The organism is Mucilaginibacter sp. SJ, assembly GCF_028993635.1.
Taxonomy (GTDB): Bacteria; Bacteroidota; Bacteroidia; order Sphingobacteriales; family Sphingobacteriaceae; genus Mucilaginibacter.
Map to the genome: position 1 here is coordinate 4,452,132 of NZ_CP118631.1, position 20,211 is coordinate 4,472,342.

A 20,211-nucleotide genomic window follows, 5' to 3' on the forward strand; every position below is an offset into this window, starting at 1 on the left:
GTGATGATAATCTCTTTTATTTTTTAGAAGGTATACTTCAATCCCAGTCCGGGTGCGATATCAAAAAATGGCCCTCTTGCCAGTTCAAGTCGCGGATTAAGGTCAAGGCTGATAGCAATTGGCGCATTAGGGATAACATATTCCAAACCGATAACAGCATCGGCACCTATCAGGATGTGTTTGCCGTTGTAGTATTCGTCGTCGCCGCCAAAACGTTTGTAATAGCCATTGCCTACCGAACCGAGGTGACCACCAAAGCCATAATAAAAGCTCAGTTTATCAACATTAAAAGCTTGCTGGTTTAATTCATACAAGCCGGTTAATACCACGCCATGATCGCGGATGCCCAGGATGCCTTCAAGCGCGGTGCCTTTATCCATAAAATATTTAACAGAGGGGCCAACTTCGTATGCGCCAAATTTTAAACCTACTGCTGTTTTATAGTCTTGAGCCTGTGAGTTTTTGCTGATCAATAAAAAGGATACGGAAAATAATAAAAGGTACGTTAATTTTTTCATGCAGATGAATTTAATGATTGACAATAATGTAGCTGTAACAAAAAAGTGACCAGCTTGTTTAGCTCGATTTTAAGCTTTCTTATTTCATGCAAATAAACGCCGGAATTGCCTTTTTATGGTATCCGCGTATAAAAAACATTGTGCTTTGATTGGTATTGAATTGGTTTTCAATAGAAAAGAATGGTTCCGGATTGTTAAATTAAGTACCCAAATAAGCTATTTTAGTGAAAATTAAATTGCTGTAATGACTATAAACCGCCTTAAAATAAATAATCTGAAATGCCAGGTCCTGTTTTTATCCGTAATATTTTTTGTTTTACCGGGATGTGCACCAAGGCAGCTCGGGGTCAATAACAGCGGTCAGTACCGTAACGGAATGGTAGTTTGCGCATATCCGGATGCCGCACAGGTGGGGCTTGATATATTGAAGAGAGGAGGTAATGCAGTTGATGCCGCCGTAGCGGTGCAATTTGCTTTGGCAGTCACTTTGCCCGAAGCCGGGAACATAGGTGGCGGCGGTTTCATGGTTTACCGTGCCGGTAACGGTAAAACAAGCACACTTGATTTTAGGGAAAAAGGCCCGGGTGCAGCTAATGTTAATATGTATCTTGATTCGGCAGGTAATGTAATCCCCAATATGAGTTTGTATACCCACAAAGCATTGGGCGTGCCGGGATCAGTTGATGGAATGATTGAGGCTCATCATAAATACGGCAAACTGAAATGGGCCGATTTGATTGAACCGGCCATTAAACTTGCCCGCAATGGTTTTAAAATAACCAAACATTTGGCCAGCGATCTTAACCGTACCGCTCAACAATTTAAAAAGCTAAACCCGGGTAAAAATTATTTGATAAAGGACGGGGAATGGAAAGAGGGTGATCTACTGGTACAGGAAGACCTGGCCAAAACATTTGAACAGATCCGTGATAAAGGCCGTGACGGTTTTTATGACGGGCCTGTTGCGGATTTGATTGTTGATGAAATGAAACTGGGGAATGGCCTTATCACGAAAGCTGATCTCAAAAACTATCATGCTGTTTGGCGTGATGCAATCGTTGGTAAATACAAGGATTACAAGATCATTACCATGCCGCCGCCTTCAAGCGGGGGGATTGCTTTATTGCAATTGCTGAAGTCAGTTGAGCCTTATCCGCTGAAAAGATGGGGCTACAATCAGGATTCTACCATCAGGCTTATCGTGGAGGCCGAGCGCCGGGTATACGCAGACCGTTCCAAATACCTTGGCGATCCGGACTTTTATAAAGTGCCGGTTGATAGCCTGCTCCAGCCGGCTTATATCACATCGCGCATGAAAAGCTTTAGCTGGGATGCTGCTACGCCAAGTGCCAGTATCCAACCAGGCTCATTTGTTGGTTATGAAAGCGACCAGACCACGCATTATTCCATTGTGGACAGGGAAGGCAACGCGGTATCCGTTACTACCACGTTGAATGATAGCTTTGGCTCAAAGATCTTTGTAGGCGGGGCGGGCTTTTTGCTGAATAATGAAATGGATGATTTTAGCTCCAAGCCTGGTGTGCCAAACATGTACGGGCTGGTTGGTGGCAAGGCTAACAGCATTCAGCCTGGCAAGCGGATGTTATCATCCATGACGCCCACTATTGTTGAAAAGGACGGCAAGCTGTTCATGGTAGTAGGAACCCCCGGCGGCTCAACTATTATTACCTCTGTTTTCCAAACCATACTCAATGTAATTGAATTTAATCAGAACATGCAGCAGGCTGTTGCTTCAAAGCGTTTCCACAGCCAGTGGCTTCCCGACGAAGTAACTATTGAGAAGGACGGTGTTGACAGTACTACAGTTGGCAAGCTACAAAGCAAAGGATATAAGATTGTAACCACCAAATCCATTGGCCGCGTTGATGCTATCCTCAAAACTAAATGGGGCTATTACGAAGGCGGGGCCGACCCGAGAGGGGATGATACCAAGATGGGTTGGTAGGTTAGTTCACTGGTTCATTAGTTCATTGGTGTTTGGTGAGGATGCGCCTGCATAATTTTCAGCTGTACAGTACCAATGAACCAGTGAACAAATGAACAAAGCCCTTGCGTAATCAATAAGCATTTCTTACGTTTGGTATGCATGCATAATAATGTAAAACACCAGGAAACTATCGACTATTTTATAAAGATAGTGTGGCAAACCATGGCTAACCGTTACAACCAGTTGGTGACGGAGTTTGGCTTTACACAGTCAATAGGTTACCTGCTCATTAATATCGACGAAAAGGAAGGTACTACCGTATCGCAGGCTGCTGCCTTGCTGGGGCTTAAATCAACCAGCTTGTCGCGCATGCTTAGTCAACTGGAAACCACCGGGTTGATATATCGTGAAAGCAACGAGGGCGATAAGCGTTCGGTTAAAATTTACCTTACTGCGTTAGGTAAAGAAAAACGACACCAGGCCCGTGTAATAGTACGCCAGTTCAATAATTACCTCGATGCTAACATCAGCGAAGCCGATAAACAACACCTCATCGAAACGCTTAAAAAGCTGAACAAGCTTACCGTTAACTATAAACCCTGATTGGTCATTTTGCTTCGCGTCATTGCGCTGCGCTGTCATTGGGTCATTATGTTGCGCGTTATTATGCTACGCTGTCATTTTGCTTTGCAGTCATCGAGGCATTTACTTCGTGTCATTAATCATTATGCTTGGAGTCGTTAAGTTATCGACAGTATGCCAGGCAATCACTTAATGACCAAATGATAAAATGACCGCGCAGCGCCCACACTTTTACTTAAAATCGAGCGTTTTACCTTCGAAATATCCCTTATCGGGTGTTTTAAACGGTGCCTGCTTTTTATTAATTGTTAAAAAGTGTTAAGCTGCCGTTTTTCTATTTTAAAAGAATAAATTTGCCTTTTGAATTGATGAACAGGATACTGTTAGTTTTACTGCTGTTAAGCACCATTGTTTTTGGATGTGTTAAATCATCTGTTGACCCTGCTGTACAATACCGGGCACAGGCCGCTATTGATGATAAGATCATAAGCGACTACCTTGCTGCCAATACATCGATAAAGGCGAAGCGGGTGGATACAACAGGTGTTTATTACATAGTAAACGATGGAGAAGGAGGAACAGGTAATGTGCTTTACACCAGTTCGACACAGGTTACAGTTGGTTATACCGGCAAAATACTAACATCGGGTGTTGTATTTGCCCAAACGGATCAGTTTCATCCTACCTATATATTGGGGGGGGTAATAAAAGGCTGGCAGTTGGGTATCCCGCAGATCAAACCGGGAGGTAAGGTACGGTTGCTGATCCCATCGCGTTATGCTTATGGGCCATATGCGCAGGATTCGATACATTTGCCGGCAAATTCAGTGCTTGATTTTCAAATTCAGCTGTATAACGTAACCAATTAATAAAGCCAGATAAAAGGACAATATAGGCCGGCCGGCAATAGCTTTAGGCGGTTAAAAAGACAAATTATAATAAATGAAACAAACTATTTTTACGCTCTTAGTACTTATCTCTATAGGCCTTATATCATGCCGGAAAGACAGGAACGATCCGGACATTAAGCAATATGACGACACCCAGATCAAGAATTATATAGCGGCAAACAGCATCACTGGTATGTTACGAGATACTACCGACGGTGATACAACCGGCATATACTACAAGATTCTTTCACAAGGCCGTGGTACACCGATGGATTACTCAGATCAGATCTCATTTGTATTTACCGTTCGCACGCTCGATGGTAAGTTTGTATCTGTTGACTCGCTTAATACAAACCATTTTTACGGTTACCTGGGACATGTTAGCAACTCACTGCCCAAAGGTTTACAGACAGCTATCCACAACCTGATAAAATATAAAGGTACGGCTGCAAGGGTGATCATCCCATCTCATTTGGCTTATGGCGTTAACGGTTACGGATCGGGCAGCTCAAGCAATGCAAATACCCATATCGGAGGTAACCAAAGTTTGGACTATTATATTAATGTGGTTTCAAACCAGGAGCTGTATGATGACGCTATTATTAAAAATTATATCAAAACCAAAGGGCTTACCGGATTTACCAAAACGGCCGATGGTGTATACTACAAAGTAGGAACACCTGGTACTGGAACAGACGAAATAACTAATGATTCATACATCACCACGGCTTATACTGGTAAATTTTTGAATGATAATATATTCGATACCCAAACTTCTTATTCCCAAACCGTTGGTAGTCTGGCAACGGGAGTTGGTAAGGCATTGAATGGCCAAACAGCCGGCGTTGTTATATCAATGATAATACCATCAAGGTTTGGTTACGGTACTGCAGGCAGTAGTACCGCGATTGGCCCCAACGTTGTGCTTTACTTTGATTTTACAATAGCTACAGTTAGTAACTAATATTACTTGGTTAGCACTTTTTTAAACGGCTATGCACCTTTCGTGTTTGGGCGGCATGATCAACAATGGATTTTGAGTGTTTGCTGAAATTACCATATCATAGAATTTACTTTGTGTTATTACTACTTATCATAACTGTCCACTTAAACAAGCTGAGGAACAGTTGATTATAACTTAGTTCTTTGACATTTTTGTAATCTATTCTTTTAAGTAGTTCTTTACAGGAGTTTTATCCAGTAACGATATGCCAATTACCTGTAACATTTCGTAGGTTGAACGGCCTGTTTTCAGGTCTTCTGCAACGATTGCCACCAGACAATAGGCGATAATTGCACAGTAGAGTTGAATGCGAACCGCATTTTCAGAGGTACCCCAAAAGGATTTGATCTTAAGATGCTGTTTTATCCATTTAAAGAACAATTCTATTTGCCAGCGATTTTTATAAAGAAGCGCTACCTGAGCCGCTGTTACTTCCATATTATTGGTCAGGAAAACGAACGTTCTTTCGCTTTCCTTATCATAATACTTTACCCTTCGCAGTTTTTCCGGGTAATCTTTGGCAGTATAAAAGCCAGTCAACCTACCTGTCTGATCGCATAGCACTCCGATGGATTTGTCAACTTTGGCAGAATATAGCCTGCGATATTTCAGGCTTGATTTAGCCCATATCACAAAGTAAGCCTTTCTTTGAGTAATGGTATATAACCTGGAAAAGTCAACATAGCCACGGTCAAAAATATAATAAGCACCTTCTTCATAGGTAATGTGATCCATAGCATTCACATCGTTTACCGAAGCTGAAGTGATGTGTATAAAGGCTGGTATTTGGGTGGTAATGTCAAAAAGGGTATGAATTTTATGCCACCTTTGGCTTTACGAAACTTTGCCCACCAAATACACTCAGGCAGAGATCTATGGTAGATGAATCAAACGCATATATCTTGCCTTTTACCTCAAAATCTTCATTAGCGCCTTTACTTCGGGCGATGCTGATCAAGTGATAAGCATACTCCTCGAATATCTTGCTGTTCCGAGTTTCGTTGGTTTTGGCAAGGTTGCTTCGGGTTACGCTTTTTCCAAGACCTAAATGATATGATTTTTTACTATGGGCTTCCAATGTAATGATTAGATCGCGCAAGCTATCCCGGTTAGTAAGCTGACCAGACAGCATACATAACAACTGGTTCCAACACGAAAAGTGTCTCACATACTTATCTCCCTCATACTTCTTCACGATCCCATCAAATACACGCTGTGGAAGAAATTCTAATAATTGTGAGAAAACATATTTGCCTTGATTCATACCATGCCGGTTGACCGACTAACTTAATCAATTCAAATCGTCACGCTATTAATGAGCACTTAACAATAGACTATCAATAACTTCAAAGAACTATTTTTATTTTTTAATGGACACTAATGACTATTTATTAATATTAAATAATAATAAAATATGATGAACTTTTTTTTTGCTTAAAAAAGCATGAAAAAGATTTATTTAGTTCTCTTATTTGCCTTGATATCAGGACTGTCCAACACTGTAAAGGCCCAAACAATGGTAACTATTTACCAGTATTATAATGCAACACATCACAAGCACTTTTATACTAACAACCTAAACGAGCTTGGCCCTAATGGTAGTGGAGGGTTTGTTTATCAAGGTTCTATCGGACAGTTAAGTTCCAATTTTAATAATACTGCGGTTTATAGGTTTGTTAATCCATCCACAGGGGCACATTATTATACTACCCATGGTAATACTTATCCTGCTGGATTCCAACTGGAAGGTGTATTGGGCTATTATCAAGGATCGCCAGCCTATCCAACCATTCCTGTATACGAATTTTATAGCTCGACTAACTCAGACTATTATTACTCACAAAGCCAGACTGATCTCAGTGGGTATATATTGAACGGTATATCGTTTTATGTATATTAAGGTTGAGATATTATTTATTTAGCCAGCGCTTTTTTAAACGCTGCTAAACAACGGTCGCGGGCTTTGCTGTGATCAACAATGGGTTTTGGATATTTGCTGAAGTCGGCATATTCCGGAACCCATTTTTTTATGTATTTAAGTTCCGGGTCAAACTTTTTGGTTTGGGCATCGGGGTTAAAGATCCTGAAGTACGGCGCCGCATCGGTACCTGAACCTGCAGCCCATTGCCAGCCGCCTACATTGCTTGCCATTTCATAATCCAACAGTTTACGGGCAAAATAGCGTTCTCCCCATCGCCAGTCAATCAGCAGGTCTTTGCTTAAAAAGCTGGCTACTATCATACGCACGCGATTGTGCATAAAGCCGGTTGTATTCAGTTCGCGCATCCCTGCATCAATGATTGGGAAACCGGTTTCGCCTTTGCACCAGGCATCAAACTGTTTTTCATCGTTTATCCAATGGATGCGGTCATATTCCGGCCTGAAAGCATGGTCCATCGTATGAGGGAAATGATGTAATATCATCATATAAAATTCGCGCCAGATGAGCTCATTAAGCCAGGTTTTATCATCATGACTGTAGGCCGTAGCTGCCAACTCCCGGATGCTTACGGTACCAAAGCGTAAATGCATGCCAATATGTGAGGTGCCTTTAATGGCCGGGAAATCGCGCTGCTCTTTATAATCTTTAATTACACCTTCATAACTTTTGTCGGGCAAGGGCATACCGCTTTTTTTAAAGCCCATTTCTTTTAACGATGGGATAGGAAATGCTTCGGTTTGATAAAGATTTTTAAGATATTTTTTTGTTGGATAGGCCTTTAAATAAAATGGCTTTAGAATACTGTACCATTTACGCTGATATGGAGTGTAAACGGTGTAAGGCTTGCCATCGTCTTTTATAACTTCATCCTTTTCAAAAATTACCTGGTCTTTATAGGTTTTAAGGGGGATGCCACGTTCTTCAAGCTTTGCGTGTACCTCATCATCGCGTTTAGTGGCGTAAGGCTCGTAGTCATGGTTGGTATAAACCCCGGCAATATTATATGTTTTGATGAGCTTGTCCCAGGCATCTGCGGCTTTGTGGTGCAATACCATCAGGCTGCTGCCGTGTTTATGCAGTTCGGCACTTAAGCTTGCTATGGTTTGATGAATGAACGTAACACGTGCGTCGTCTTTGTCTTCAAGTTTTTCTAATATTTCTTTATCGAAAATAAAAACGGGCAAAACCGGGTTCCCGCTTTTGAGGGCATGATAAAATCCCGCATTATCATCAAGCCGCAAATCGCGGCGGAACCAGAATAAAGTTACCGGTATTTTATGACCCATATATCGCGCTTAAAGCAGCCTCCAGGTTAGTAAATTTAAATTTGAACCCGGCGTCCTCAATTTTTTGTGCCGATACTTTGGTGCTTCCTAACACAATACTGCTCATCTCGCCCAATAAAAGTTTGAGCACAAAGCCCGGCACATTTGGCGCCCACAATGGTTTATGTAATTGTTTGGCAACGGCCTGGGTTAATTGCTTATTGGTGACAGGATTTGGTGCAACCATATTGTAAACGCCGCTAAGATCCTTGTTTTCGATCCCTAATAGATACATATCTACCACGTCCTGCCAGTGGATCCAGGGTACCCATTGTTTACCGCTGCCAATGGGCGAGCCAATATATAGTTTTATAGGTTTTGCAAGGGTTGGTAATGCACCGCCATCTTTATCCAGTACTACACCAGTACGGAATTTCAAAATTCGAACCCCAAACTTTTCCCCCTCATCAACAGCTGCTTCCCATAAAACGCAACATTGGGATATAAAATCCCTGGCCGGAGCGCTTGTTTCATACATCAGTTCATCCCCACGGTCGCTGTAATAACCAATGCCTGATGCGGAGATAACTGAAGTAACCTGATGCTGTTTGCGTTTTAGCAGATCATACACCAGATCAATTGATTTTACGCGACTATCGATCAGGTCTTTTTTACGGGCATCGGTCCAGTGCTTGTCAGCAATGCCCGAGCCGGCCAGATGCACGATGGTATCAACCCCGTCGATACAATGCTCATCAATGATGCCTTTGTTGATATCCCATACAAATGTCTTTACCTGCGGATTGTTACCGGCTTTTCTGCTTAAATGACTTACGGTATAACCCTTAGCCAATAATGCTTTGGTGAGATGCGTGCCCAGTAATCCTGATCCTCCGGTTAATAGTATACTTTTGCCCATAATTTGTCGATAGTGTTTTTGCCTGATACGCTATTGCTATGGACTATGGTCTATCGACTATGGTCCCGGCTTTTTCTTTATAATTAACAATCTCCCTTGCCATGCCCTTAAATATAAACAGGTGAAAGGGCCACATGGCATACCAGTAAAGGCGGCCCCACAGGCCGTTGGGCCTAAAGGTAGCTACCTGACTTAAACTTTGCTTACCATGGCGTTCAATTATTTTAAATTCAAGCCATGCTTCGCCCGGCAATTTCATTTCAGCGTACAGGAGGAGGCGTTTGTTTTCGCGGTCGGCCAGCAAAACCCGCCAAAAATCAATTACATCACCAGGGCTTATATCAATATTGCTTGTGCGCCCCCGGCGCGAGCCAACACCACCAAAGATCTTATCCAGGAAACCGCGGATGTTCCAAATCCAGTCCCAATAATACCAGCCGCGGTTGCCGCCTATAGAAAGCACATTGGTAAACACTTCGTTGGCCGGGCGTTCAAAATGCATTTTTACTTTGTATTCCTGCGTGCCGTTTTGAGGTACCTTGATCTGGTCCATAAAACAGGGATTAAGGTAACCCTGGTTAAAAGCATCTTTCCAGCTGGAAACGATGGAGTTTTGCTCAATTTTAACAAAGGCAAGCTCAAGACATTCTTTATAAGTAAGGCATTTACGTGGCACAACCTCATCAATATTATGATCATGCATAATGGTTTCGTTCTTCATGCTGTTTACAAGGCTTTGAGCAAGTGTAAAGCTTGTAGAAGTAACAAAATACAGCCAATACGATGATATTTTAGGAGACAGGAAGGGTATGGTTATAATATACCTTTTCAGCTTACGTACCTCAGCATAAGTAAGCATCATCTGCCTGAAAGAAAGGATATCCGGCCCGCCTATATCAAAGGCCCGGTTGTAAGATTTTTCATTTAGCATTACACCTTCCAGGTAACCAAGTACATCGCGGATGCCAATGGGTTGGGATTTGGTATTGACCCAACGAGGAACGGTCATCACAGGAAGCTTTTCGGTAAGGTCACGAATGATCTCGAACGAGGCACTACCCGAACCGATGATAATAGCCGCCCGCAAAACGGTTAAGGCTGCTTTGCCTTCTTTCAGTACATCCTCCACATGCCGTCGTGATTCCAGGTGGCGCGAAAGATTTTCGTCGTTGGTAATCCCGCTTAAAAATATGGTTTGTTTGCACCTGGTTTTATCAAGTGCCTTTACAAAGTTATGGGCCGAAAGAGCCTCGAGCGCGGCAAAATCCTGTGTTTGCGCCATGGAATGCACCAGGTAATAAGCTGCATCGAGATCTTCAGGAAATGCTTCGATATTTGACTCTTTAAGCAGATCGCCGGTAATGAGGGTGACTTTACCGCTAAAATCGCTATGCTCATGAAAACGACGTTTATCACGTATCAGGCAAACTACGTCGTGACCGTTCTCCAGTAAAACCGGGATAAGCCGTGTACCTATATAGCCGTTAGCACCAGCAAGCAAAACCTTCATGCATAGTGAAACAACAAAAAAGGCAGGCGGTTTTAAGCTAAACGCCTGCCTTCATAATAAATTAATAAATAGCTATATCCTATATGTTTACACTATCTGTAACCACTACTTTGCTGCACAGTGGCTTAGCGTATTCTTCGGCAAATATCACATGGGTAGGGTCAACCTGGTAAGCCTCCTGAGCTTCGGGCGAATCAAATAAGATCAATAGTGATAAATCATATGAACGGTCGATCACATCGCGGTTGGTATCGGCCGGTATGCCGATATGTATATCGCGGATGTGCGGAATAAGAAGGAGGATGTTAAGCCCTTCGATAAGTTTATCTTTATCGGCTTTGTTTTTAAGCCAGAAATGTACGTGGTGGACGAAGGTGTTTTTTAGTATTGGCATGTGTTTGTATAGTTGTTAAGTTTTCGTTTCTGAATTTTTGAGAACCTATTTTAATTTGGATTACTTCACCTAAATCCCCTGCAAGGAGAGGCCTTTAAGACGAATAATTTACTCCCTCTCCTTTGGAGAGGGGCGGGGTGAGGTTTTAATATTCCAACACCACATGCGGTTTAAAAGTATCCGTTTTAACTTTAGCCTTTAACTCATGTAAAATATTATAAAGCCCAAAATTGGTGCGGTTTACATAAATAAAATGTTTAACGCCGCGGGCCTGTTTAAACTCGGGCATTTTAGATATACGCTCGCCAAAACCATACAACTGATCAAAAAACGTAGTTTGGCCAAAATCGAATGTATCGGTAATATATGGCTGCGCGAACAGGCTAATCATCTCTTTATACTGGGTATAATAAAATTCGATCTGCGCCGGGGTATCTCCTTTATGGATCATATCCAGCTGGCGGAATGCCTTGATGGTTTCCTCCTTGTTATCCAGTAAATTGGTTGATGTAAGGGAAAAGAAGGGATAATAAAAATCCTCGGGCATTTCCTTAATGCAGCCAAAGTCAATGACCCCAAGTTTACCTGCTGGTGTGATCATAAAATTGCCGGGATGCGGGTCGGCATGCACGGCCCGGAGCTCATGTTGTTGAAAGTTGTAAAAATCCCACAAAGCCTGACCTATCTGGTTGCGAAGATCCTGCGATGGATTGGTGGCCAAAAACTCTTTCAGGTGTTTGCCTTCCAGCCAGTCCATGGTGATAATTCGCTTACTGCTTAGCTCGGGGTAATAATTAGGGAATACCACATTTTCAAGATTGGCACAGGCTTTAGAAAACTCAACAGAACGGCGTACTTCCAATTCGTAATCAGTTTCCTCGAGCAGGCGTTCTTCAACCTCTTTCATGTAAACATCCAGTTCCTTCTCGCTCATGCCCAGCATCCTGAAGGCAAAAGGCTTAACAAGTTTCAAGTCAGACGAGATAGAATCGCCTACACCAGGGTACTGGATCTTAACTGCAAGCTTTTTGCCATTTAGCTCCGCCTGGTGAACCTGGCCTATCGAAGCTGCATTGGTTGAGCGGATATTGAATTTATCAAAAATCTGATCGGGGTTTTTACCAAAATACTTCCTGAATGTTTGCACAATAAGTGGTCCCGAAAGCGGCGGCGCATTGTATTGCGATTGAGTAAACTTATCAACATAAGCTTGCGGCAGCAGGTTTTTATCCATGCTGAGCATTTGCGCTACCTTGAGCGCGCTACCTTTAAGCTCACTTAATGATTGATAGATATCAGCGGCATTATCCTCGTTCAACTCCGATTTATCCAGATCAGGGTTGAATAGCTTTTTGGAGTAATGCTTAATATAATTGCCGCCAATTTTAATGCCTGTTTTTACAAATTTGGCCGACCGCTGTACTTTGGTAGTGGGTATGCTATTTTGTTCGGGAGCCCCCTCTAAATCTCCCCCGGAAGGGGAGACTTTCTCTTTATCTTCCATATTATTTTAAAATCCCATCTTATCCTTTATCCCACCATTTTGCACCAAAAACTTACCATATTCAAAAAGGTTATCGATAGGTGAGCGTTGAAAAAGATCAAAAGTTACATTAATGCCTTTTTCGATGGCCTCATCGGTTTTCTCAAAGCCTGCCGAGTTATCGTTGATCCAGAAGTTAAGTACGAAGACAAACTGGATCCATAACGCGTCTTTATACTTTTTGGAGAAGTATTTACGATCGCTTAGTTCGGTGCTTTCAATTCCTTCCTTCAAAATCTCATCTGCAAAGCCCTCAAAAAGGTCTTTCAGCAGACTGAATACCCTGGGCGTAGTAAAACCTTTGGGCTGCTTTTTAATGCTGTAAACCGCGAAGCTGCGGCTGCTTTTCAACAACTCAAAAAAACCGTAAAAAAATGATAAAGCTTTTTCACGTGCTGTATAGCCTTCCCAAACTTCCTGTGCACGGATCTCGGCCAGTGTTTTGGTGGCAAAACCAGCCCAAATGCCCTGCTCAACCGCCTCAAACGAACCGTAGAACTGGTAAAATTCGGCTTCGCTCATTTCATTTTGCTTAGCGAAGATATAAACCGACTTAGGCTGTTCGCCTTCGGTTAATACATAATCGATATACGCGGTCTGGATGCTTTCGATAGTTGCCATGTTGATTGGGATTTAAGCCTCACCTAAATCCTCTCCAAGGGAGAGGACTTTTGAATTGATATGTTAAAATTTAAAAGTCTCAATTAATCATATAAACTCCCTCTCCAAAGGAGAGGGCCGGGGGTGAGGCTATAAAAACTGCTCCACCACCTGTTGCAGTTGTCTGGCCTGCACTACACCGCTTTGGCGCCATTTGCTTTGCCCTTTTTGAAAAATCATAAGCGTTGGTACGCTTTGTATGCGGTAAGCACTGGCTGCTGCAGGGTTTTTGTCGATATCTATTTTGATGATCTTTACTTTATCACCTAACGCTGTTTTAACATCGTGCAGTATAGGTGGCATCATTTTACAAGGCCCACACCACTCGGCCGAAAAATCGACCAGCACCGGTGTTTCTGATGCTATTATTTCCTGGAAATTTGCCATAAGTATTTTGTTAGTTGTTCATGGTTCATGGATGATGGTTCATAGTTTTCAGGTTGTTGCTACTGAAGTCTGTTAATTACTACTAATCATTGCTATGAACTATGATCCATGAACTATACGCTACTTCAAATTTAACCATTAACCCGCGTAAAAGTTTAGTGTATTAATGATGAACCCTCATCTATGAGTTATATTTACTTTATGCAAACAAAACTAAGCACTTACCTATTCCTGGTACTCTTTGCGCTCCCTTTTGCGGGTGTGGCCCAGGACGCTGTTATACCGCTGTGGCCAAAAGGAGCACCGGGCTTTGAAAGCCGCCGCAACGAGCCAGAGCAGGCTAAGGACTATTGGGTTAAAAATATCCATAATCCATCACTTACTGTTTTTGTGCCGCCGAAGGATAAAGCTAATGGCGCCGCGGTGGTGATATGCCCGGGCGGTGGCCATCGTTTGCTGGTATACACTGCCGAAGGCGTTGATCCTGCAAAATATCTTAATACTTTGGGTGTTACCGTTTTTGTACTGAAATATCGTTTGGGCAGGGATACACTATCGCCATACAAAATTGATGTACATGCCAAACAGGATGGCTACCGCGCTATGCGGCTCGTACGCAGCAAAGCGGCAGAATATGGGGTGGATACAACCCGTATCGGGATGATGGGCTTTTCGGCCGGGGGCGAAGTGGTTGATATGGTGGCGTATGGCGAGGGCAAAGGTGATTCGAAAGCGCCCGACCCGATAGACAGGCTAAACGCCCGCCCGTCGTTTTTGATCCAGATTTATCCGGGACCGCTTTATATCCCTGATAAATTGCCCTATAATGCCCCACCGGCGTTTTTATTGGCAGCTAATGATGATGTTTGCTGTTCGCCACCGGTAATAAAACTTTTGCAGCGTTACCGCGAAGCAAAGATACCGGTTGAGGTACATATTTATACCCAGGGCGATCATGGCTTTAATATGGGTTACCGCTCAAAGCTGCAAAGTATTAGTACCTGGCCGCAGCGTATGGCCGACTGGCTAAGCGACAATAATTATTTGCATCCCGCCGTGGCAAAAAGGATGAAACTTCATTAAGCGTTCAACAGAAAGGAATAAAAAAGAGAGGCATATGCATGACTTAACAGCATAGCCTCTTCTTTTAACAATAGCCCTTATTGTACCCCTACGTTCGGGACTAATGTATCTTGTAACAGCTTTCGGTAAAAGCTGTGCGTTTTGACGCGGCATAAACTACGCGGTTGTGCAGCTGATAACCACTGATGATGCTTTTCATCATCCGCTCCAGGATTACGCCGGTTTGGTTGTCAATTACATATACCCCGTTGGTATTGCTGTTGGTATAGCCGCCGGTAATGGCGCTTTCAAAAATCACCGTCGTTGTTTTGTCAGTAAGTTTATCTACCCAAAAAGTGTTTTTAGTTTTTTGCCCGTTCACAATTGTTGAGTCGGCCCAGGTATAGCCGGGTTTAAGTGATTGGGTTATCACAAAATCGGCCAGCAGCCCAAGAGTTGTGCCTTTTACAATTTGCTCCTGCTGTAAACCGGTAAAGGCTGTCAGTGTATCATTTGTAAATTGAAGCGCCGGATCGGTAACATCAGTTACGATTCCATTTTTATTGATGCTTACCGAAGCAACTTTACCGGCAATGTTGTTAAGAGCTTTTGCTATTACCGAGCTGTCATTAGCGGGCTTGTCTGAACTATACTCCAGTTTTTTACCCATGGCATCAACCGTATCGGCAATGTGTTTGGTGGTAACTGCAAGGTTAAACCCCTGGCCGGTGGCGTCAATAACATCATACACTTTGGTAGTTGATGAAAAGCTGTTGATGTTAAACTTTTGATCGCCGCGCTGCAGTACGGTGTTTGAACTTAAAAAGGAGGTGCGCTGAAACTGATCGCCTTTTTTAAAGGCAAATGTACGGTGAGCCGTTTGCGCGCTGCTTAAAGCTGATATGCCGGTAAGCAGTACTGCTAAAATGGTCTTAAGCTTTGATATTTGCGGTTTCATGTAATTTTTAATTTAAATGAGAACAAGTTTTTTAATCCACGGCAGTTAAATTTAACTGCCGTGGATTGGTCCTGATTAATGCAACGGTTTTAAACCCGGTATTGGCGGCACTGGCGGAATCGGTGGCACTGGCGGAATCGGCGGTACCGGCGGTATTGGTGGCACTGGCGGAATCGGCGGTACCGGCGGTATTGGTGGTACCGGCGGAATCGGCGGCACTGGCGGAATCGGCGGTACTGGTGGAATCGGCGGCACCGGCGGTATTGGCGGCACCGGTGGAATCGGCGGTACCGGCGTTATTGGCGGCACCGGCGGAATTGGTGGTACCGGTGGAATGGGCGGCACTGGCGGAATTGGTGGTACCGGTGGAATGGGTGGTACCGGCGGGATCGGTGGCACCGGTGGAATCGGCGGTACCGGCGGGATTGGGGGCGGTACATTCCAATCCGATTGATTGTTTCTGCTCTGTGCAGAGGCCCGATTGGTACTTATGGCCAAAGTTGCGGACGCGACTAATGCTGCTATGATTATCTTTTTCATAGATTTTATATATTTTAATGAATAATTAATTTTTTTACTGGGAAAGAATTATCGTCGGTTTAGGGAGAGCGGGTAACCGATAGAGAATACCATATTGGCCTTATCATTGGTATACCGTGTAAGGTTTGCAACCCCCACCGCTAAACTTAAAGGCACGGGGAATGGCCTGACGCCTGCCGAAATACCGAGGTTCATACCGGTCCATTCGGCATTTACGTTTACGTGCTGAATAAGCTCGTAGGATATGCTGCCAAACACAGCGGTGCCATGTTTTCCTTTGCCTGCAGCAATATCTTTCGGGCTTTTTTCATAAAACCTGCCGCTCCCGATGCCAATTGTATAACTAAGCCTGGAACAGCCTGGCGTTAATGATTTAATAGTTTGCACAGCGTGGCTTACAGCCATATAAAAGGTTGAGCCAGACGCATCTGATTGTCTTACATCCGCAAACATTTGCAATGCGCCGGCCGAGATACTTGTTCCTGCAAATAATTTGCGGCTTATAATAAAGTTCCCGGAAAAATTCCTGAGCCTGTGCACATCAGTCATATTTAAACTGGCGGCAAAGTTTATTGCTTTTACTGGGTTGCCAACACAGGCGCCTACCGAGGCAATCAAATCGGCTTTGTTATCACGATATACTTCGGGATAAGTGGCGCCAAGGCCACCAAAAAGGTAAGTGCCGTATCCGCCAAAACCCGATGGTATTAAAATGCCGCCGGGGGCATCGCTGGGGTATAGCTCACTTTGCGCTTGTGTGGTTTGCAGGTTTGTTTGAGGCATAGGCGCCAGGAAATCATCTATTTTTTGCGTAAGTTCTTTTTCGAACTGGTTTTGACTGAAAGCGGCTTGTGCACTTAAACATAGTGCAGTAACAACACAGCCAATAAGTATCCGCATATTGGTTTTGAAAATCATGTTAGTAAACAGGTTAGGTAATGGTATTAATAATTGTAGTAAACAGATCAGCACTATCCGGCAATGATCTAATGTAGGTAATTTGCCTGCAAAAAAACAACGGACAATCTTTTGTTTTCAGATAAAATAACCCGTTGAACAGGGGGGAGGATGACTGTCATAATAAAATTTAACGTGCTGCTGTTTGCAGGCGTTACACCAGAGGTACATAATTGTGGCTTTTTCATTGTGATTTGATTGTTTTTATATCACAAGTTTACGGAGCCCCGGAAGGGTACACAATACAAAGTAGTTTGTATTTTGAATATATAAGAAAAGAAAGTGTATAAAATGCAAATCCCCTTCAATACATACGCAAAGAAGGGGACAGTGTCGTAAAAATTATAATTGCAGTTCTATTTCTTCTCATCCAACACAACCCACCTGTTCACGGTATTATTCAATCCTTCTATAACAACTTTATAAAATTTGGAAGGCATATTTTTAACATCAACCAGCACATGCTCATTAGTAACCGGCACAGTAGCTAACAGCTTATAATCATCGGCCTTACCTTCTTTAAAAGTGTTATCGGCTGCTAACCAAACCTTAACACTGCCTTTAGGGTCAAGCGCTTTCCATGTGATATCCAATGAGCCCTGCACATAATTGGCAGCAGGTTCTGCCACTGATAGCGGACCGATAAGCGAGATGCCATCCATCTCACGTTGTTGTGCTTCGGGTACTTTTACATTTAAAAAACTATTGATGGAAGGCGTTATATCAACAATACCCGGGGTATAGAATTTAGCATAGTTATTAAGCGGGCGGTAGCTGGTAACCATCCAGGTTGAGCGCTGGCGGGTGCTTTGACCGCCATGGTTTTTACCGGTTGCTTCGTCGCGGCCATGATCTGTTGTGATAAAAATCAGCCAGTCTTCTTTAAAATGTTGCTTCCGGTATTGTATTGCTGCCCAGATTTTGCCTGCCTGGGCATCCATTTTTTCAATAGCATCATAATATTGCGGGCTATCGCCGTATTTATGCCCCATATCATCGGTATATTCCAGGTATACCCATGAAAGGTCGGGAGCTTTATCTTTAATACAATCTGCTGCCGCTGCTGCTACCTGCTCATCTATCAGGCGCATATAGTTCCCGGCTTTATCATGCGGAAATTTAACGGTATCCAGTTCATAACCATCATAAACATAATCGGGATGGATATTACCTGCTTCAGGGAGTTTATCGCCAATCAGCTTGGTGCGGTTATCTGTCCAGCTGCTAAATACGGCTGTTTTTTTATTGGGATAAGCGTTTTTAAACATCCTGAATATATTCCAGTAATTATAGTTGGGCGCCTTAATATCGTTGCCCCAAACGTTGTGTTTGTTAACCCAGGTAGCAGTAAGTAAACTGTTATAACCATTTGCCGATATGGTTGGCGTTTGCGAATAACCGCCTTTTTCGCCGCCAACATGCGCACGGAGGTAGGTACCCTGCTTGGCTATCAGTTTCAGGTTAGGGGTATTCAATTTTTCAATAACATCTGCGGGGATGCCATCAGCAATGATAAAGACTGCTTTGCGGGTTTGGGCGGCGGTATTCAGCCTCGCCAATATCAGGAAGACAAAAGCTGCGGTTTTAAGTAGATTTCGCATCGGTACAAGTGAGTGTTTTTTTGAAGGACTAAATTACGGTGTTTTAAAAGTACAGGAGTTAAAAAATTGTTATGCTTTTTGGGCCGTTAAATTTTTAACGAGCTGTAGCGTAAATGATTTACAGGCCGTAATGTAATTATAAACCTATCAGCCATGACGCGCAAACTAACCTTACTTTGTTTTGGAATTTTAGCCATAACCGCCTGTAAAAAGGGAGGTATCAGCCCTGTTAATAAAGATCCGGGTAAAGACCTGGTGCTTTCCGCAACCGAACAGCAACAGATTGGACCCGGTAATGCTTTTACCTTAAAGCTTTTCAGCGCTAATGTAAATAGCCTTGACGCGGATAAAAACCTCATCATTTCGCCATTAAGCGTAAGCTTTGCCATAGGGATGACCAGTAACGGCGCCAGCGGGCAAACCCTTACAGATATCCGCAAAACCATGGAGTTTAGCAGTTTTACCGAAGATCAGGTTAATAGTTACTATCATAATCTCATTACAAACCTCCCCGATCTCGATCCAAATACTACACTTAAAATAGCCAATTCCATTTGGTATGCTAATAATTTTACGGTGCTGCCGGCATTCCTGAAAACCAATACCGATTTTTATAATGCCGAAGTAAAAACCCTCGATTTTAGCAATGAATCAGCATCCCTAACTACTATTAATGGTTGGGTAAGCCAGCAAACTAATAGCAAGATTCCAAAGATCCTTGATAAAATTTCGGATGGGGCCCGGATGTACCTCATCAATGCCATTTATTTTAAAAGCATATGGAAAACCCGTTTTGATGCGAAAGAAACCTTTAAGGCGCCATTTCGCTTGTCAAATGGCGGCACTGTACAAGCTGATTTTATGACCAATAGCCATGCCGACTTTAAAAGCGCGTATTATAATGGTACAAACGTGGTTGAACTGCCTTATAGTAACAGTAAATACAGCATGATATTGATGATGCCCGATGAAGATATAAAAAGCTTTGCGCAGGGCCTTGATTCAAATAAATGGAATTTACTGATGGGTAAACTCACCGCCGGTAAATCGGACATTACCATGCCCAGGTTTAAATTTAGCTATGATATTACGCTGAATGATATTTTAAAATCATTAGGGATGAGCATTGCCTTTAGCGATATGGCTGATTTTAGTCGCATTAACGCGGGTGGCGGCCTTACTATATCCGAGGTAAAACACAAAGCATATATTGATGTGAATGAAGACGGTACCGAAGCCGCGGCGGTAACATCTGTTGGGATAGTGACCACGGCAGCCCCACCAACTCACGTTTTTAATAAACCTTTCATTTTTGCGATACGTGAAATGAAAACCGGGCTGATACTATTTGAAGGGATCGTGAGAAACCCGGCGCTGAGTGAATAAAGTGTGCTGGGGGTATATGTTACAAGCTTTCACAAATAGTAATGGAACTTTCAATTGTAAAACACTTAGATTTACGATTGACTTAAGACCTGCTATTCAAAACATCGGCAGTGGTAAATTCTTCAGTGTGAAGTGGTTGTTTGTGA

General features: G+C 43.0%; 21 protein-coding genes. 7 read left to right on the top strand and 14 right to left on the bottom strand.

The genetic code is table 11. The features are described 5' to 3' along the window. Positions 1-23 precede the first annotated feature (23 nt). Entirely contained in the window at positions 24-518 is a 495-nt protein-coding gene (locus MusilaSJ_RS18280) for a hypothetical protein (RefSeq protein ID WP_112653225.1), read from the bottom strand. Between the two features lie 244 nt (positions 519-762). Here MusilaSJ_RS18280 and ggt point away from each other — a divergent pair, with 244 nt between their 5' ends. The 4 genes from ggt to MusilaSJ_RS18300 all read left to right on the top strand — a co-directional run bounded on the left by ggt (position 763) and on the right by MusilaSJ_RS18300 (position 4,902). Then, positions 763-2,484: a gamma-glutamyltransferase gene (ggt, locus tag MusilaSJ_RS18285; RefSeq protein WP_274986310.1), complete on the top strand. Its 1,722-nt coding sequence runs from the start codon at positions 763-765 to the stop codon at positions 2,482-2,484. Positions 2,485-2,625: 141 nt separating this feature from the next. Beyond that, a complete protein-coding gene (locus tag MusilaSJ_RS18290; protein WP_090530294.1) occupies positions 2,626-3,069 on the top strand; it encodes a MarR family winged helix-turn-helix transcriptional regulator in 444 nt (147 codons plus the stop codon). A 347-nt stretch (positions 3,070-3,416) separates the two neighbouring features. Beyond that, the gene (locus MusilaSJ_RS18295) at positions 3,417-3,917 is read left to right on the top strand and encodes an FKBP-type peptidyl-prolyl cis-trans isomerase (protein ID WP_274986311.1); all 501 of its coding nucleotides are present in this window, start codon (positions 3,417-3,419) and stop codon (positions 3,915-3,917) included. A gap of 73 nt (positions 3,918-3,990) precedes the next feature. Further along, positions 3,991-4,902 carry an FKBP-type peptidyl-prolyl cis-trans isomerase gene (locus MusilaSJ_RS18300; RefSeq protein ID WP_274986312.1) on the top strand — a complete coding sequence of 304 codons (912 nt, stop codon included), beginning with the start codon at positions 3,991-3,993 and terminating at the stop codon, positions 4,900-4,902. 198 nt (positions 4,903-5,100) lie between these two features. Here MusilaSJ_RS18300 and MusilaSJ_RS18305 read toward each other — a convergent pair whose 3' ends face one another. Together MusilaSJ_RS18305 and MusilaSJ_RS18310 are read right to left on the bottom strand one after the other, a co-directional pair. Beyond that, the gene (locus MusilaSJ_RS18305) at positions 5,101-5,757 is read right to left on the bottom strand and encodes an IS4 family transposase (protein ID WP_274990467.1); all 657 of its coding nucleotides are present in this window, start codon (positions 5,755-5,757) and stop codon (positions 5,101-5,103) included. Between the two features lies 1 nt (position 5,758). Next, positions 5,759-6,205, bottom strand: coding sequence for a DUF4372 domain-containing protein (locus MusilaSJ_RS18310; RefSeq protein ID WP_274986313.1), 447 nt, complete (start codon positions 6,203-6,205; stop codon positions 5,759-5,761). A gap of 180 nt (positions 6,206-6,385) precedes the next feature. Between MusilaSJ_RS18310 and MusilaSJ_RS18315 the strand changes: the two genes are divergently transcribed. Continuing rightward, positions 6,386-6,841, top strand: a complete 456-nt coding sequence (locus MusilaSJ_RS18315; protein WP_274986314.1) for a hypothetical protein — start codon at positions 6,386-6,388, stop codon at positions 6,839-6,841. Between the two features lie 14 nt (positions 6,842-6,855). Here MusilaSJ_RS18315 and MusilaSJ_RS18320 read toward each other — a convergent pair whose 3' ends face one another. The 7 genes from MusilaSJ_RS18320 to trxA all read right to left on the bottom strand — a co-directional run bounded on the left by MusilaSJ_RS18320 (position 6,856) and on the right by trxA (position 13,561). Next, positions 6,856-8,169 (bottom strand): cryptochrome/photolyase family protein, encoded by a 1,314-nt coding sequence (locus MusilaSJ_RS18320; RefSeq protein ID WP_274986315.1) that lies wholly within the window; start codon positions 8,167-8,169, stop codon positions 6,856-6,858. Further along, positions 8,159-9,067, bottom strand: a complete 909-nt coding sequence (locus tag MusilaSJ_RS18325; protein ID WP_274986316.1) for a TIGR01777 family oxidoreductase — start codon at positions 9,065-9,067, stop codon at positions 8,159-8,161. Before MusilaSJ_RS18325 ends, MusilaSJ_RS18320 begins: the two co-directional genes overlap by 11 nt. 43 nt (positions 9,068-9,110) lie before the next feature. Then, a complete protein-coding gene (locus tag MusilaSJ_RS18330) occupies positions 9,111-10,577 on the bottom strand; it encodes an SDR family oxidoreductase (protein WP_274986317.1) in 1,467 nt (488 codons plus the stop codon). Positions 10,578-10,656: 79 nt separating this feature from the next. Next, entirely contained in the window at positions 10,657-10,971 is a 315-nt protein-coding gene (locus MusilaSJ_RS18335; RefSeq protein WP_274986318.1) for a Dabb family protein, read from the bottom strand. 145 nt (positions 10,972-11,116) lie between these two features. Beyond that, the gene (locus MusilaSJ_RS18340) at positions 11,117-12,475 is read right to left on the bottom strand and encodes an ABC1 kinase family protein (RefSeq protein WP_274986319.1); all 1,359 of its coding nucleotides are present in this window, start codon (positions 12,473-12,475) and stop codon (positions 11,117-11,119) included. Between the two features lie 6 nt (positions 12,476-12,481). Continuing rightward, positions 12,482-13,135 (bottom strand): TetR family transcriptional regulator C-terminal domain-containing protein, encoded by a 654-nt coding sequence (locus tag MusilaSJ_RS18345; RefSeq protein ID WP_274986320.1) that lies wholly within the window; start codon positions 13,133-13,135, stop codon positions 12,482-12,484. A gap of 129 nt (positions 13,136-13,264) precedes the next feature. Further along, positions 13,265-13,561 carry a thioredoxin gene (gene trxA / locus MusilaSJ_RS18350; protein WP_090530271.1) on the bottom strand — a complete coding sequence of 99 codons (297 nt, stop codon included), beginning with the start codon at positions 13,559-13,561 and terminating at the stop codon, positions 13,265-13,267. 201 nt (positions 13,562-13,762) lie between these two features. Here trxA and MusilaSJ_RS18355 point away from each other — a divergent pair, with 201 nt between their 5' ends. After that, positions 13,763-14,644, top strand: coding sequence for an alpha/beta hydrolase (locus MusilaSJ_RS18355; RefSeq protein ID WP_274986321.1), 882 nt, complete (start codon positions 13,763-13,765; stop codon positions 14,642-14,644). A 100-nt stretch (positions 14,645-14,744) separates the two neighbouring features. On the opposite strand, the gene MusilaSJ_RS18360 is transcribed toward MusilaSJ_RS18355, so the two are convergent. The 4 genes from MusilaSJ_RS18360 to MusilaSJ_RS18375 all read right to left on the bottom strand — a co-directional run bounded on the left by MusilaSJ_RS18360 (position 14,745) and on the right by MusilaSJ_RS18375 (position 18,679). Beyond that, a complete protein-coding gene (locus MusilaSJ_RS18360) occupies positions 14,745-15,581 on the bottom strand; it encodes a DUF6263 family protein (protein WP_274986322.1) in 837 nt (278 codons plus the stop codon). A gap of 31 nt (positions 15,582-15,612) precedes the next feature. Next, entirely contained in the window at positions 15,613-16,026 is a 414-nt protein-coding gene (locus MusilaSJ_RS18365; RefSeq protein ID WP_274986323.1) for a hypothetical protein, read from the bottom strand. A gap of 143 nt (positions 16,027-16,169) precedes the next feature. Continuing rightward, positions 16,170-17,039 carry a hypothetical protein gene (locus MusilaSJ_RS18370; protein ID WP_274986324.1) on the bottom strand — a complete coding sequence of 290 codons (870 nt, stop codon included), beginning with the start codon at positions 17,037-17,039 and terminating at the stop codon, positions 16,170-16,172. 395 nt (positions 17,040-17,434) lie between these two features. Continuing rightward, positions 17,435-18,679 carry an alkaline phosphatase family protein gene (locus MusilaSJ_RS18375; RefSeq protein WP_274986325.1) on the bottom strand — a complete coding sequence of 415 codons (1,245 nt, stop codon included), beginning with the start codon at positions 18,677-18,679 and terminating at the stop codon, positions 17,435-17,437. A gap of 153 nt (positions 18,680-18,832) precedes the next feature. Here MusilaSJ_RS18375 and MusilaSJ_RS18380 point away from each other — a divergent pair, with 153 nt between their 5' ends. Further along, positions 18,833-20,065, top strand: a complete 1,233-nt coding sequence (locus MusilaSJ_RS18380; RefSeq protein ID WP_274986326.1) for a serpin family protein — start codon at positions 18,833-18,835, stop codon at positions 20,063-20,065. The last annotated feature ends 146 nt before the right edge of the window (positions 20,066-20,211 follow it).

Coding starts and splice junctions, on each gene's coding strand:
- MusilaSJ_RS18280 (WP_112653225.1), bottom strand. CDS start 518: ATGAAAAAATTAACGTACCTTTTATTATTTTCCGTATCCTTTTTATTG.
- ggt (WP_274986310.1), top strand. CDS start 763: ATGACTATAAACCGCCTTAAAATAAATAATCTGAAATGCCAGGTCCTG.
- MusilaSJ_RS18290 (WP_090530294.1), top strand. CDS start 2,626: ATGCATAATAATGTAAAACACCAGGAAACTATCGACTATTTTATAAAG.
- MusilaSJ_RS18295 (WP_274986311.1), top strand. CDS start 3,417: ATGAACAGGATACTGTTAGTTTTACTGCTGTTAAGCACCATTGTTTTT.
- MusilaSJ_RS18300 (WP_274986312.1), top strand. CDS start 3,991: ATGAAACAAACTATTTTTACGCTCTTAGTACTTATCTCTATAGGCCTT.
- MusilaSJ_RS18310 (WP_274986313.1), bottom strand. CDS start 6,205: ATGAATCAAGGCAAATATGTTTTCTCACAATTATTAGAATTTCTTCCA.
- MusilaSJ_RS18315 (WP_274986314.1), top strand. CDS start 6,386: ATGAAAAAGATTTATTTAGTTCTCTTATTTGCCTTGATATCAGGACTG.
- MusilaSJ_RS18320 (WP_274986315.1), bottom strand. CDS start 8,169: ATGGGTCATAAAATACCGGTAACTTTATTCTGGTTCCGCCGCGATTTG.
- MusilaSJ_RS18325 (WP_274986316.1), bottom strand. CDS start 9,067: ATGGGCAAAAGTATACTATTAACCGGAGGATCAGGATTACTGGGCACG.
- MusilaSJ_RS18330 (WP_274986317.1), bottom strand. CDS start 10,577: ATGAAGGTTTTGCTTGCTGGTGCTAACGGCTATATAGGTACACGGCTT.
- MusilaSJ_RS18335 (WP_274986318.1), bottom strand. CDS start 10,971: ATGCCAATACTAAAAAACACCTTCGTCCACCACGTACATTTCTGGCTT.
- MusilaSJ_RS18340 (WP_274986319.1), bottom strand. CDS start 12,475: ATGGAAGATAAAGAGAAAGTCTCCCCTTCCGGGGGAGATTTAGAGGGG.
- MusilaSJ_RS18345 (WP_274986320.1), bottom strand. CDS start 13,135: ATGGCAACTATCGAAAGCATCCAGACCGCGTATATCGATTATGTATTA.
- trxA (WP_090530271.1), bottom strand. CDS start 13,561: ATGGCAAATTTCCAGGAAATAATAGCATCAGAAACACCGGTGCTGGTC.
- MusilaSJ_RS18355 (WP_274986321.1), top strand. CDS start 13,763: ATGCAAACAAAACTAAGCACTTACCTATTCCTGGTACTCTTTGCGCTC.
- MusilaSJ_RS18360 (WP_274986322.1), bottom strand. CDS start 15,581: ATGAAACCGCAAATATCAAAGCTTAAGACCATTTTAGCAGTACTGCTT.
- MusilaSJ_RS18370 (WP_274986324.1), bottom strand. CDS start 17,039: ATGATTTTCAAAACCAATATGCGGATACTTATTGGCTGTGTTGTTACT.
- MusilaSJ_RS18375 (WP_274986325.1), bottom strand. CDS start 18,679: ATGCGAAATCTACTTAAAACCGCAGCTTTTGTCTTCCTGATATTGGCG.
- MusilaSJ_RS18380 (WP_274986326.1), top strand. CDS start 18,833: ATGACGCGCAAACTAACCTTACTTTGTTTTGGAATTTTAGCCATAACC.